This window comes from Solibacillus sp. FSL W7-1324, from assembly GCF_038008025.1.
Lineage (GTDB): Bacteria > Bacillota > Bacilli > Bacillales_A > Planococcaceae > Solibacillus.
On the sequence record NZ_JBBOYH010000001.1, the window covers coordinates 3,362,501 to 3,375,584 of the forward strand.

Below are 13,084 nucleotides of genomic sequence, written 5' to 3' on the forward strand. Positions count from 1 at the left end.
CTAAATGGCTGGGGTACCTGGATTCGAACCAGGGCATGACGGAATCAAAATCCGTTGCCTTACCGCTTGGCTATACCCCAAAAATGGCGGTCCCGACCGGGATCGAACCGGCGATCTCCTGCGTGACAGGCAGGCATGTTAACCGCTACACCACGGGACCATTGTAAATCTTTATTATTAAAATATAAGTGGTGACCCGTACGGGATTCGAACCCGTGTTACCGCCGTGAAAGGGCGGTGTCTTAACCACTTGACCAACGGGCCATTAATGGCTCCGAAGGCAGGACTCGAACCTGCGACCTGCCGGTTAACAGCCGGATGCTCTACCAACTGAGCTACTTCGGAATAATTACTTTGTTGCGACATCATCTTGTCGACTTTTACTATTATAGAGAGCGATTTCCGTTTCGTCAACACTTTTCCTGAAAAAATTTAAAGAAAAAATCTCTTCCTATATATAGGACAAAAATCATCTTCTCTAAAAAACAACATAACTACTGTATACCATTATTCACTTAGTTTTAAACATCATTTTTAAAATTATTTTCACTGTGTAGAAATTTAATTTTCCCTTTGCACATACTGCAGCAATATTTTTTTACATCCATTTTTCTTTTTCTTTTATATAATTGTCCGCAGTTCGTGCAGCTATATATATGTATCGTCTTTTGCTTAGGCTTTGCTCTTGGCTGTTCCAATGTAGAACAAAAACGTGGCGCGCCTACTTTTTTCAATAGATTCCGAAAATCTGCATCGCCATGCCTGTAACCCATTCCTAAAATATGAAGGTGATAATGGCAAAGTTCATGTAAAATAATGCCCTTTAACTCCTCTATCCCGAAATGATCGTATAGTTTTTTATTAAGTTCAATATTGTGGCTGTTTAACATATACCGACCGCCCGTCGTTTTCAATCGACTATTAAAATAAGCCTTATGAATAAACGGCCGATTAAAGAAATCATTTGATAACTGTTCCACTAATTTTTGTGCTTGTTCATCCGTCATATGCCAACCCCCTTAAATTAATAAAAAGCGCATATTCAGCTATGCGCTTTTTATTATAATTGAAAATCTTGCTCTTTACACGCTCTGTTGATTTTCCGGAGAAAGCATCGTTAAAGAAATACGCCCTTTATTCGCTTCAACTTTTTCTACCCAAACTGTCACGATATCGCCCAGGGATACAACATCTAACGGATGCTTAACCCGTCCCTTTTGCAGTTTGGAAATATGGACAAGTCCATCCTGCTTAACCCCGATATCGACAAACGCACCAAAATCAACAACATTTCGAACCGTCCCTTGCAATTCCATTCCAACTTGCAGATCATCCATTTTAAGTACGTCTGTTTTCAGCAATGGTTGCGGGAAAGCATCACGAGGGTCACGAGTTGGTTTCATTAATGTATCGACAATATCTTTCAATGTAACTTCCCCTACTTCTAAAGATTCACCCAATGTTGTTAAATTTAACTTGCTGATTGCTTCTTCGGCTTTTGGCGTTCCGACATCCTTTTTCGTTAACCCCGCCGCCTCTAATACAGCTTCGGCTAATTTATAGCTTTCCGGATGGATACCTGTAGCATCTAACGGATTTTTGGCATCTGCTATACGTAAGAAACCAACTGCCTGCTCGTAAGTTTTAGCACCTAATCGCGGAATTTTTTTCAGTTGTGCACGTGATGTAAATTGACCGTTTTCACTTCGCATCGCCACAATATTTTCCGCAACCGTTTTTGAAAGGCCGGATACATATTGTAAAAGGGAGGCTGAAGCTGTATTTACATCAACCCCAACTTGGTTTACTGCGGTTTCCACAATGAACGTCAGTGATTCTGCGAGCTGCTTTTGCGAAACGTCGTGCTGATATTGTCCTACACCAACGGCTTTCGGATCAATTTTTACAAGTTCTGATAATGGGTCCTGTAAACGACGGGCAATCGATACAGCACTCCGTTGCTCTACTTGTAAATCCGGGAACTCCGCTCTTGCTACTTCTGAAGCAGAATATACAGAAGCCCCTGCCTCGTTGACAATAACATATGCAATGTTGCCTTCTACTTCTTTTAGCAGTTCCGCAATAAACTGCTCTGTTTCACGGGAGGCTGTCCCGTTTCCAATCGCAATAATACTAATAGGATATTTCTTTAATAATGCCTTCACTATTGCTTTCGCTTTTGAAGGATCCGACGTCGTGTGGGGATAGATAACACCAACTTCAATCATCTTGCCTGTTTCATCTACTACCGCTAATTTGCAGCCAGTTCTATAGGCAGGGTCTACACCAAGAACCATTTTACCGCGCATTGGTGGCTGTAATAATAAGTTACGGAGATTTTCCGAGAAAATATGAATTGCTTGTGTTTCTGCTTTTGATGAAAGTTCTGCTCGCAGTTCATTTTCAATAGAAGGTTTAATTAACCGTTTATAGCTATCCGCAATTGCCAACTTCACTTCATTTACAGAAGGACCTACAAAATTTCTAGGAATAAAATGATTTTCCATTTGTGTTGTCGCTTTATCTACTGGAACTTCAATCGCTGCACGGATCACTTCTTCTTTTTCACCGCGGTTTACAGCCAATATTCGGTGTGGTGCAATCCGGTGTACAGGTTCTTCATATGCATAATACATTTCAAATACTTGCTTTTCATCTTTTTCGGCATTTTTTACCGTTGTGACAAGTTTTCCTTCACGCCAAGATAGAGTACGCAGTTTTTCACGAATCGCTGCATCATCGGCAAAACGCTCTGCCAAAATATCACGCGCGCCAGCCAATGCATCTTCAATTGCTGTAACACCTTGTTCTTCGTTAATATAAGGCGCTGCCATTTCCTCCAAAGTACGCTTTTTAAACTTTAACAGTTCTTCAGCTAACGGTTCCAAACCTCGTTCTTTGGCAATCGTTGCTTTTGTACGTCGTTTTTGTTTGAACGGTCGATATAAATCTTCGACGCGTTGAAGAACTGTCGATGCCTGGATTGCTGTTTGCAGTTCTTCCGTTAATTTACCTTGCTCATCGATTAGACGCAGCACTTCTTCCTTTCTTGTTTCGAGCTGTTGTATGTAATGGTAGCGGTCTTCCACTGCCTTAATTTGAACTTCATCAAGTGAACCTGTCATTTCTTTTCGGTAACGTGCGATGAACGGTACTGTGTTACCTTCTTCCAGTAGTCCAATAACCGCTTTCGCTTGCTTCGGCTCTACTTTCGCATCTTTTGCGATTATTTGTAACATTTTTTGTTGCTCCATCATGCCACTCCTTTAAATTTCGAACTTCTTTTAGTGTACCATTCCATTAGTATTATTTCCCAAAAAAGCGTTCAATTTATGCATGAAAAAAGAGTCTACTAATTTATGGCTAGTAGACTCTTAAACTTATAATGAGACGCCGCCACTTGCTGTAATGGCGTCTTGTAATTTTTTAATTGCTTTACGCTGAATTCGCGAAACGTGCATTTGGGATATACCGAGTCTTTCTCCGGCTTCCTTTTGACTAAGTTGTTCCAAATAAGTTAATTGGATAATTTGTCGCTCACGTTCATTTAATACACTCATCGCATCTGCTACAATCATACGGCGGTTTGTCACTTCAAAGCCTGCATCTTCTCGACCGACTACATCAAATAACGTTACCGTACTACCATCAGAATCCGATTCAATCGAATGGTCCATCGAAAGCGCCTGATAGCTTCGACCCATCTCCATCGCTTCCAATACATCCTCATCCTGTACTTCTAAATATGTTGCAATTTCCGTAATGGATGGGGAACGTTGTAACGATGTCGTTAATGCTTCGACAGCGGCTTTAATTCTAGGCCCCAGTTCTTTAATACGTCTTGGAACATGCACGTCCCAAGTTTTATCGCGTAAAAAGCGTTTTATTTCTCCGACAATTGTCGGAACAGCAAACGCCTCAAAGCTTCTGCCAAAAGAAGGGTCAAAACGTCGGATCGCACCTAATAAGCCAAGCATCCCTACTTGTACAATATCATCATAATAAGATTTACCATGTGAATATTTGCGTGCAATCGATTCAACTAATTGCTGATAATGAAGCACAAGATTTGTTTGTGAATCTTCACAGCCGTTTGCCTGATATTCTGCAATCCAATTTAGCACTTCTTCTTTTGATGTATTTTTAGGTAGTGATTCTTTCGACATTTCCTTTCACCTGCTCTCTCGAGACATACTTTGTCATGAAAACAGTGACGCCACCTTCGTTATTTAATTTAACTTCGTCCATTAAAGTCTCCATTAAATAAATCCCTAATCCACCTTCACGTAATAATGCTACGTTTTCATTTTCATGATATGGACCAACTTTTGATTTGATCTCTTCAAAGTTAAAGCTGACACCGTAATCTGCGACCATTATTTCAATCTTGTCCTCAAATAATGCACAGCCGATTACAACTTCGCCTTCCTCGTTTGCTTTATATGCATGGTGAACAACATTTGTCACCGCTTCACTCGTAGCAATTTTTAAATCTTCAATCTCATCATAAGTAAACCCAACTCGCATCGCTAATCCTGAAATTGTTAGACGTATAACACTTACATATTGCGATTTAGCAGGCACTCGAATTTCAATATAGTCAAATGCTCTCATTATTTCAACTCCAATTCCTCATCAATCTCAATACTCATTAATTCACTTAATCCTGTAATTTCAAACAATCTCACCAAACGATTTGATAAGTTTACTAATTTTAATGATGCATTTTCCTTTGTAACTTTTTTATAAAATGCAACAAAGATTCCTAAACCTGTACTGTCCATATAATTAACTTTGGATAAATCCAATTCGATTTTTCGACCCTCGACAATTTGAACAGTCTCCAGCTCTTCGCGTAAAATCGGGGCTGTGTACGTATCAATCTCACCCTCGATATACCCTTTTAATACATCTCCATCTTCTCTAAATTGAACATTAACATTCATTATTAGACACCTCCGTTATAAACCTTCTTACTTTTCCCGAATCCGCGGGAGTTCAAACATAAAATTTTTATTTTTTATTTCTTAAATATAACGACCGTAAAATCATCTTCTAGTTCGAAGTCAGGCAATTTTTTTAAATAGGTATACATTTCCTCGCACATTTCCTGTGCCGAAAGATGATTACAGCTCAAAGCCAAATTCTTGATCACATCCCGTGGATCCAATTCCCCTTGTTTGCGGAAATCGGTTACACCATCTGTAATCATAATGATAAAATCATTTTCTTCCAAATAAATATCGTGCTGCGGATATGTCACTTCCGGCATGACACCTAACAATAAACCTTTCGATTCCAAATCAAAGAAAGTTTTTTCACGGGCATTATAATAGATAGCAGGCTCATGTCCAGCTGACCCATATGTAAATTTACTTTCCTTAATATTATATGTCCCGTAAAACATCGAGACAAACATACTATCATCAACACTTTTTTCGATAATGCGATTTAATACTTCCAAAATATAGGACGGATCTTTTGTTGCATACTCGAGTGTATCAAGCCCATATTTAACCATGGACATACAAAGAGCAGCAGGCACACCTTTTCCGACAACATCTGTTACAGCTACACTGACAACTGAATCATTGTTATTTAAAAAATGAACGTAGTCACCATTCATTTTACGGATAGGTACGGAAAGCATTCCAATATCAATCTGATCAAGCACAGGTACTGTTGTTCTGAGAATCATATTCTGAATTTTTGTAGCGACATTCATCTCCATGCGCAGTTCTTCCTGCTGTTCAAGTAAGCTTTGATGCTCCTTTAAAGTTAAACCAAAGTGCACCATAATCTCAATTAAAAAATCATAGCTATGCGAAATATCTTCTGGTAGTTCTGGATAAATTTGCTCTATCGCATATTTGTGGATATTGATTACCTCTTCTGGAGCTACTTTTTTTTGAATTAACTGTCGAATAAAGTTCTGCCCTATATATAAATTTCGCTCAGTTTGGTTTGCCAAAAAATCCGATAAGATCTTTTGATATTGTGTTTGCAGCTCTTTCAAATTTTACCACATCCTACTTTACCCATTTTTCGATAACTATTGTCGTTCCATTTCCTACAGTGGATTGAATATCCATTGTATCCATTAGTCTTTTAACTCCCGGTAAGCCTGCTCCAAGCCCGCCTGAAGTAGAATAGCCGTCTTCCATTACTTTTTTTAAATTACTTATTCCTGGTCCTTTATCTGCCGCTATTATGCGAAGGCCAACTTTATCTTCATCACTAATACGCTCTATTGTAACCTCCCCGGCACGGGCATATAAATAAATGTTTCGGGCCAGTTCACTTATCGCTGTCGTAATTCGAGCTTGATTTACCGCGCCAAAGCCAATTGCTTTCGCCTCGTTACGTCCAAGTTGACGTGCAGCTACAATATCCCATTCTGTTACAATCTCTACGGTAGATTTCGTATTCATCATAGCTCCCCCAATTTCCTACTTTTTCTTTCTGTGGAGTTAACGTATAGTATCAGTTTTTTGAATTATTAATCTTCAACATTATACCATATGTTATCCTTGTAGTTTAGTTGGATTAATTTTTCAACTATATTTTCGCTGTATAGACCATTTTAAGTAAAATATTACATTATTGCATGATTATAGTTTACTATTTAACTAAATTAATCAGGAACTTTGATTTTGTACTAATAAAAAACATCGAAACAAAATGTTTCGATGCTTTTTTATGTATTAAAATTTTACAAGTCCTAAACTAATATTAAGAGCGATATCTACTTCTTGCATTAGTTTTGCATCTAGCTGAGTAATGCGATCTGTTAATCGCGATTTATCAATTGTACGCAATTGTTCAAGCAAAATTACCGAATCACGTTCAAAACCATACTTTTTCGCATCAATTTCAACATGTGTAGGTAACTTTGCTTTTTGAATTTGCGCAGTAATTGCAGCTATTATGACGGTTGGACTAAAGCGATTTCCAATATCATTTTGAATAATAAGAACGGGTCTAGTCCCGCCCTGTTCTGAACCTACCACTGGCGATAGGTCAGCAAAAAAAACGTCTCCACGTTTTACAATCAAATTGTCATCCCCCGCTTACGAGACGCTCCACCATATGTTCCGCTTCATACTCTGCATGCAAGCACTCACTGCAAATTGTCAGATTAATTTGCGACATTTCCACATAGCCCTTTATTAAAGCTTCCCGTATTTGATTTGGTTGCATATGCTTTGTATAATTTTGAGTCGCCAAATACGCCATCATATAACCATTCTCAGTATTACGCCCAAACGTTCTTTCGAATTGCGTTACTAGCTCATTTGGTATGTCAATTACTACTTCTTCTACTTCTACTAATTCCTTCGCGTACAAAACAAGCACCTCCACCGAACATCCCATTTCCCATTCATTCTATCATTGATTGCCTACAATGAAAAGACAGGAAAATTAAAAAACTGACAATTCTCGCAATAAAGGAATAAATATGGACATACTTGTTTTGAATATTTGAAGTTATTTACAGTAATATTACATCGATTTATTTATATACCCTAGGAACTCTAGCCGTGATTACACATGGCACTTCGTAATTAATTGTTTGGAGTTTATGAGCCCAATCATCTATTGTGATTTCCTCTTGCTGTTGGCAGCCTATTAGTACAACTTCTTCCCCAACATTATATGCTTCCGGAAGTAAAATCATACTTTGATCCATACAAATTCTTCCGACAATTTTCGCCCTTTTTCCTCCAACAAGTACTTCTTGACCCGAAAGCTTACGAATCATCCCATCTGCATAGCCGATCGGAATCGTTCCGATGTAGCAGTCCTCTTCTGTCGTAAATGTTGCACCATAACCTACCGATTGACCAGCTTGCATTTTTTTAATATGTATAAGTTCTGTCTGCAGAGATAATGCCGGTTTAATCGGAAAAGGCAATTTTGTGCCTACATAATCCGAAGGCAATAATCCGTACATGGAAATACCGAATCGTACCGCATCATAGTGCAAAGAAGGATCTTTCACTAATGCGGTTGCTGTATTGGCAACATGAACTAGACGAGGTTTTTGTGGCAAAGCCTCTAAAAAGTCCTTGAATAGGGTAGCCTGATTGTCAAAGTACATTGAATCCTCTTCATCTGCAGTAGCAAAATGCGTAAAAATTCCATCCACCAAAAAGTCTTCGGAAGAATTAATCGTTGTATATAATTCCAATAGTTCTTCTTTAGCTGATACACCGATACGACCCATACCTGAATCCACTTTGATATGAAGTTTTAACGGATTCAAAAGCGGCGCATACTGCTGTGCTTCCTGCAGCCATTCTGTCGAAAAGACGGTAAGGGTAATATTTTCCGAAGATGCATACGGAATAAAAGCATGTGGTGAAGCACCTAAAACTAAAATATCAATATCCTTAAAATTTTCTCTAATATGTACTGCTTCGTCCGGTGTTGCGACAGCAAGCATTGTTGCTCCGGACTCAATTGCCGTTTTTGCAACTTCCACATCTCCATGACCATATGCATTCGCTTTTACTACGGCAATTATTTGGACATCCGGTCCTAAATAGTTTCGGAGCGAAGTTAGGTTATGCGTGATTGCTTGCAGATCAATTACTGCTTTTGTTGGTCTGTAATATATTGGAGTATCCATTCGACTTTTACCCTCTTTTTTTAAGTTTAAACTTATTGTTATTTATGTAATATTCAGTCAATCATTTTCAAATCCGTATACGAAAGAAACCATCTTGCGCAAGAACGCGCAAGATGTCTCTTATTAAATATAACCATAAAATACAATTTAAAAACAAGTTCAGAAAGACATAATTTAAATTTATTTCATAAAAAATCAGCAGAGGTATAGAACCCCTGCTGATTGAATTTTTACTTAATACTGCTTTCCTGTACACTTGCAGCTACTTCCAGTAATTCATCCTTCGTTAATTTTGTGGAAGCGATAAAGAAGGTCATGCCATCTTTGTCCCACTGGATGGAATTATCAGTAATCGCCCCTATTGTATATCCTAAATCAGCCGGATCCCCTGATACAGGTAATATTGTTTCATCAGATTGAATCGGCTGCTGCATTAGTGTAAATGGCTTTTCCCCTTCGAATGTCAGAATAACACGTGTGTTTCCGTCTTCCTGTACTTCAAATTCGTCTGTCAGCTTTGTATGTGCCCAGTCAATCGTCGGGTAATACACGCTAAACTCAGTGTCCACCACTTCAGCTGATGCGGCTTTCTTTTCCTCTTTTTCAGAGAATTTTTCTACCGCATATTCTTCTGCAGTATGCTGCACGCCTAATTTAATGTCTGCAAATGTAATTACCACTTGTTCTTGCAATGATTCATCCATAACACTTACCTTTGTTGGAAGCATCGTTTTCTTATCAACTACAATTTGCTGTACCGGTAATGCCGTTTGGTCAACATTTCGTGTCGCAACTTCAAAAGTATAGCTTGCATCATCTTCAGTCATGACCGCTTTTGAATCGGCCACTAAATCCTCAGCCAGTGCACCAATTATATACGCTTGACTATTTTGCTTTGGCCATTCACTTTGGAATTTATGCGTCTTACGTAATGATGGTGTAACAACAAAGACTCCCTCTTCATTTCGAACGATTAACTGTTGTTCTGACTCGCCTTTTGGATTAACTGCCACTCGGTAAAAGTCCGGTTTTGTATGCCAAACTTTTACATCGTAAATTCGTGGCTCTGCGCCTGTCCGAACTTCCATCGAAGCACTTAATTCATAACCTTTTGCGTCATTCCACTTCTTGTTAACATCCTCAATCACTTCATCCTTTGTAGCTTTTCCACACGCGGCCAAAAAGAGACAACAAACGACAACTACTAGCAGTCGGAGTTTCAAAGATTCACCCTTTCGATTATCTATTTCGATAAATTACTATATGAGCCAAGGTGTGCATGTATGTATTATTGCATTAAGATTACTTGGGCAGCTGCCGTTGTCCGTGTATGAGTAATGGAAATAAACCCGTTCACCTCTTCGCCATCAAAGTATAATACAGGTTTTCCTTGCTCTGTTTTTAAAATTTCTATTTGATGAAGTTCACAGCCTTTACCGATTCCTGTACCATTTGCTTTTGAGTAGGCTTCCTTTGCTGCAAAACGGCCTGCCAAAAATTCCACTTGGCGCCATCCCGATAATGTATCAAAAATGGCCAGTTCTCTTTCCGTTAAAATTCTTTGAGCAAATTTTGCTGATCGCCCTGACATTTTTTCAATTCGGTCCAATTCTACTAAATCTAAGCCAATCCCTTTTATCATTTAATAGCTCTCCCTTTCTTTTAATCATTACTCCAATGTATAATGAACAAAAATACGTTTTATTTTGTATCGACTTAATTGAGGTGGAACATGTTTATTCGTAGAGAAAATTTTAAACAGTACATTGCGTTATATCCGGTCGTATCGTCAATTATAGCAATTAATCTCATTGTTTTCGTCCTAACATTAGTCCCGGGTTTAGGCCAAGAGCTGCTTTATGCGGGTATGAGCGTTAATGGACTCATTGCAGCCGGTGAATGGTGGCGTATTATTACGTCCATGTTTTTACATGCCGGTTTTATGCATGTCCTTTTTAATATGTTCTCCCTATTTCTGTTTGGTCCGGAGCTCGAGAAAATCGCCGGCAAAATGCGCTTTTTAACAATTTACTTTTTAGCCGGAATTTTTGGTGTCGCTGCTACATACGCAACACAGGATGCCTATTATGCAAGTGTTGGGGCAAGCGGAGCGCTGTATGGAATTTTCGGTGCTTTCGGTGCACTTGTTTATTACACAAGACACCTATTCCCGCAGTTAAGACAAATTATATTGCCTTTAATCGTGATTAGCATTATTATGACATTTTTAACGCCAAATATTAATATCGCTGCACATTTAGGCGGTTTAGTAACCGGTTTTATTTTAGGGGTTGTATACTTTAATCCTAAAAATATGGGACGCTGGCGCAAACAGTCCATTAAACGGGTAAAATAAAAACAGGGTTCGCGAAAAGAAATTTTTCTCGCGGACCCTGTTTTTTAATGTTCATACCAGGATAGCACTTTTTCCACTTCCTGTTGTTCCATATGACGTGCTGTCGCCGAAGCTCCAGCAATGCCTGACATCACTACAATTTTTACAGAGCCTACATCCCGTCGCTTCTGGAAGTAGGTTTGACTGCCTTGCGTAATTTGTACACGTTTTTTTAAAGCATAAAAGGTTACACGGCTTATGAGGCGAGAGACAATCGTAATTTGCTGATCTTGCACCTTATATCCTGTCGTTTTATATTGCCATCTCCCAAGAAGAATGATTGGAACGATTAGCAATAGTGACAATAATCCGTATGGATAGAAAAAGTATGATATGGCACCGATTAACGGGACTAGCCATACAAAATCAATCCGATAGAAAAAAGGCTGTGCTTTTTTTGGCGGCTGAACAAGTTGGGTAACTTGAAAATCATAGTCCGGAAACAGTTCTGCCAATGGTGAAAACACTTCTTTTTTTGCAATTAACGGAAATAGGATGATCTTTTTATCATTCTCCCCGCTGAATCCTCCTCCAGCACTTTCTACCGCAACAGATGCCAAACCAAGCATCTGCTGGAAAGGGTTTTCCGCCAATTTAATCGCCTGAACCCGGTTTAACGGGATTGTCACACGTTTTTTTTCGATTAACCCTCTCGTAATAATGAGCCGGTCATGCTGCTTGCTGACCGTAAAGTTATAATAGTTTAAAAACGTCAAACCAACCGAAATTGTCCACGCCAGCATTAGCGCAAGAGCAATTAAAATCATGACTACAATATATCCGTATTCCACTAAAAAGGCCAATTCATCATAAATCAGATCAAATGGAATGAACTCCGCAAATTGTGAAAGGACAGCAAAAACCCCGGCAATTACTACCCCAACACCGCTGGAAGTTGTCGCTAACAATAACAGTTCCGGTACTTTCATTTTGTGTAATACTACCGAATCCGCCTCTGGTTCTTCTTCCGCCAGTTGTATCATGTCACTTTCAAGAGGCTGCTTTTGCTTCGCCCTTTTCATTTGAATTTCCACTTCGTCAGCAGCAGCTTTCGTTACAGCTGTCAATTCCGCTTCCGGTTTACCGTCCTTACTTCCCGCCGTTTCTACTTGTACTTGTACAAGCTTGAATAGCCTGTGGAAAATACCTTCTTTATAATTTAAATTTTGTATGCGGTCAAATGGAATGTAACGCTTTTTCTTTACAAACAGACCATATTCCACACGTAGTTCACTGTCTTCAAACCAATAAACAAATGTCCACCACTTAATTAAACCGCTCACGACCGTTATCGATAAAACAACTACTAAAATGAAGAGTGGGATCATTTCGCTGAAAAAAGTTTCGCTACGATAATCCAGATTAATATTAAAGCCGTTCGCCGCAACAATAATTACGATCGGTATTAGAAGATCTTTCAATGCTTTTACAACATTGATGATTGCCGTAACAGGATGAAGTTTGTATTTTTCTTTAGACATCATCTTCCGCCACCCTTGCAAGTTCAGAAATTTTAGTCCTCAATTCATCGGCATCTTCAAGTTTCAGCATAGGAATCGTATGTACTGTTGCCGCCGAAGATATCGATATATTCGCCAGCATGTACTTCTTTAAAATCGGTCCTTGCTCAGTATCAACATGCTGTACGCGCACCATCGGAATTAATGTCCGTTTAACGACAAAAAGACCGCTTTGAATTTCAATTTCCTGTTCTCGCACTTCATAGCGCCATACTCTCCAGCGGATGCCCGGGAAAACAATAACCGAAAACGCAATTGATAACACTACAAGCGCAATGGCAATCCACATAATCCATTGTGGCCAGTCAAACCGGATTGTTAAAAATACGATACCACCTGTTAAAAGAGCGATAATAAATGTTTGAATGATTCCATATAGTCGCCATACTGTTTGCGCTTTTTTAGGCAACTGATATTTTGGTTGATCTCTCATTAGCCTTACACCTCTTTCTCTCTATTATGCTATACGTATCAAACGTTTAAATGTTTCATTCTGCTTAATCTGGGGTGACCTAAAACTTTCCCCTTCCCTCATAG

At 39.0% G+C, this 13,084-nt stretch carries 15 protein-coding genes and 5 tRNA genes (1 of these 20 only partly in view); 1 reads left to right on the top strand and 19 read right to left on the bottom strand.

Features of this window, described 5'->3' with window-relative positions; translation table 11 throughout:
• The 17 genes from MKY71_RS16760 to acpS all read right to left on the bottom strand — a co-directional run.
• A tRNA-Lys gene (locus tag MKY71_RS16760) sits at nt 1 on the bottom strand; it reaches 75 nt to the left of the window's first position.
• 4 nt (nt 2-5) lie between these two features.
• Nucleotides 6-80: transfer RNA gene (locus tag MKY71_RS16765), tRNA-Gln, on the bottom strand.
• A 4-nt stretch (nt 81-84) separates the two neighbouring features.
• Nucleotides 85-160 (bottom strand) — tRNA-Asp (locus tag MKY71_RS16770).
• Nucleotides 161-189: 29 nt separating this feature from the next.
• Nucleotides 190-264, bottom strand: a tRNA-Glu gene (locus MKY71_RS16775).
• Nucleotides 265-269: 5 nt separating this feature from the next.
• A tRNA-Asn gene (locus MKY71_RS16780) sits at nt 270-345 on the bottom strand.
• 176 nt (nt 346-521) lie between these two features.
• Nucleotides 522-1,007 (bottom strand): SprT family protein, encoded by a 486-nt coding sequence (locus MKY71_RS16785; RefSeq protein WP_340733411.1) that lies wholly within the window; start codon nt 1,005-1,007, stop codon nt 522-524.
• A gap of 75 nt (nt 1,008-1,082) precedes the next feature.
• Nucleotides 1,083-3,254: a Tex family protein gene (locus MKY71_RS16790; RefSeq protein ID WP_340733412.1), complete on the bottom strand. Its 2,172-nt coding sequence runs from the start codon at nt 3,252-3,254 to the stop codon at nt 1,083-1,085.
• 126 nt (nt 3,255-3,380) lie between these two features.
• Complete coding sequence (gene sigB / locus MKY71_RS16795) at nt 3,381-4,166, bottom strand: RNA polymerase sigma factor SigB (RefSeq protein WP_339196338.1); 786 nt, start codon at nt 4,164-4,166, stop codon at nt 3,381-3,383.
• On the bottom strand, nt 4,144-4,614 hold the full coding sequence (gene rsbW / locus MKY71_RS16800; protein WP_014822539.1) for an anti-sigma B factor RsbW: 471 nt from the start codon (nt 4,612-4,614) through the stop codon (nt 4,144-4,146). The genes sigB and rsbW overlap by 23 nt, the downstream gene beginning before the upstream one ends.
• Complete coding sequence (locus MKY71_RS16805; protein ID WP_339174019.1) at nt 4,614-4,946, bottom strand: STAS domain-containing protein; 333 nt, start codon at nt 4,944-4,946, stop codon at nt 4,614-4,616. The genes rsbW and MKY71_RS16805 overlap by 1 nt, the downstream gene beginning before the upstream one ends.
• Before the next feature lie 74 nt (nt 4,947-5,020).
• Nucleotides 5,021-6,016 (bottom strand): PP2C family protein-serine/threonine phosphatase, encoded by a 996-nt coding sequence (locus tag MKY71_RS16810; protein WP_339196340.1) that lies wholly within the window; start codon nt 6,014-6,016, stop codon nt 5,021-5,023.
• A 13-nt stretch (nt 6,017-6,029) separates the two neighbouring features.
• Nucleotides 6,030-6,431, bottom strand: a complete 402-nt coding sequence (locus MKY71_RS16815) for an anti-sigma regulatory factor (protein WP_340733415.1) — start codon at nt 6,429-6,431, stop codon at nt 6,030-6,032.
• A gap of 273 nt (nt 6,432-6,704) precedes the next feature.
• Nucleotides 6,705-7,055 (bottom strand): type II toxin-antitoxin system PemK/MazF family toxin, encoded by a 351-nt coding sequence (locus MKY71_RS16820; protein ID WP_008405778.1) that lies wholly within the window; start codon nt 7,053-7,055, stop codon nt 6,705-6,707.
• A gap of 4 nt (nt 7,056-7,059) precedes the next feature.
• On the bottom strand, nt 7,060-7,347 hold the full coding sequence (locus MKY71_RS16825) for a hypothetical protein (protein WP_008405780.1): 288 nt from the start codon (nt 7,345-7,347) through the stop codon (nt 7,060-7,062).
• A 166-nt stretch (nt 7,348-7,513) separates the two neighbouring features.
• Complete coding sequence (gene alr / locus MKY71_RS16830) at nt 7,514-8,632, bottom strand: alanine racemase (RefSeq protein WP_340733417.1); 1,119 nt, start codon at nt 8,630-8,632, stop codon at nt 7,514-7,516.
• Nucleotides 8,633-8,862: 230 nt separating this feature from the next.
• Complete coding sequence (locus MKY71_RS16835; protein ID WP_339196344.1) at nt 8,863-9,855, bottom strand: LolA family protein; 993 nt, start codon at nt 9,853-9,855, stop codon at nt 8,863-8,865.
• A gap of 65 nt (nt 9,856-9,920) precedes the next feature.
• Complete coding sequence (gene acpS, locus MKY71_RS16840; protein ID WP_339196346.1) at nt 9,921-10,274, bottom strand: holo-ACP synthase; 354 nt, start codon at nt 10,272-10,274, stop codon at nt 9,921-9,923.
• A gap of 90 nt (nt 10,275-10,364) precedes the next feature.
• Here acpS and MKY71_RS16845 point away from each other — a divergent pair, with 90 nt between their 5' ends.
• Complete coding sequence (locus MKY71_RS16845) at nt 10,365-10,988, top strand: rhomboid family intramembrane serine protease (RefSeq protein WP_339174033.1); 624 nt, start codon at nt 10,365-10,367, stop codon at nt 10,986-10,988.
• Between the two features lie 44 nt (nt 10,989-11,032).
• Here the strand turns inward: MKY71_RS16845 and MKY71_RS16850 are convergent, their stop codons facing one another.
• Nucleotides 11,033-12,508, bottom strand: coding sequence for a PH domain-containing protein (locus MKY71_RS16850; RefSeq protein ID WP_340733421.1), 1,476 nt, complete (start codon nt 12,506-12,508; stop codon nt 11,033-11,035).
• Complete coding sequence (locus MKY71_RS16855; protein ID WP_340733422.1) at nt 12,501-12,980, bottom strand: PH domain-containing protein; 480 nt, start codon at nt 12,978-12,980, stop codon at nt 12,501-12,503. Before MKY71_RS16855 ends, MKY71_RS16850 begins: the two co-directional genes overlap by 8 nt.
• Nucleotides 12,981-13,084: the final 104 nt, after the last annotated feature.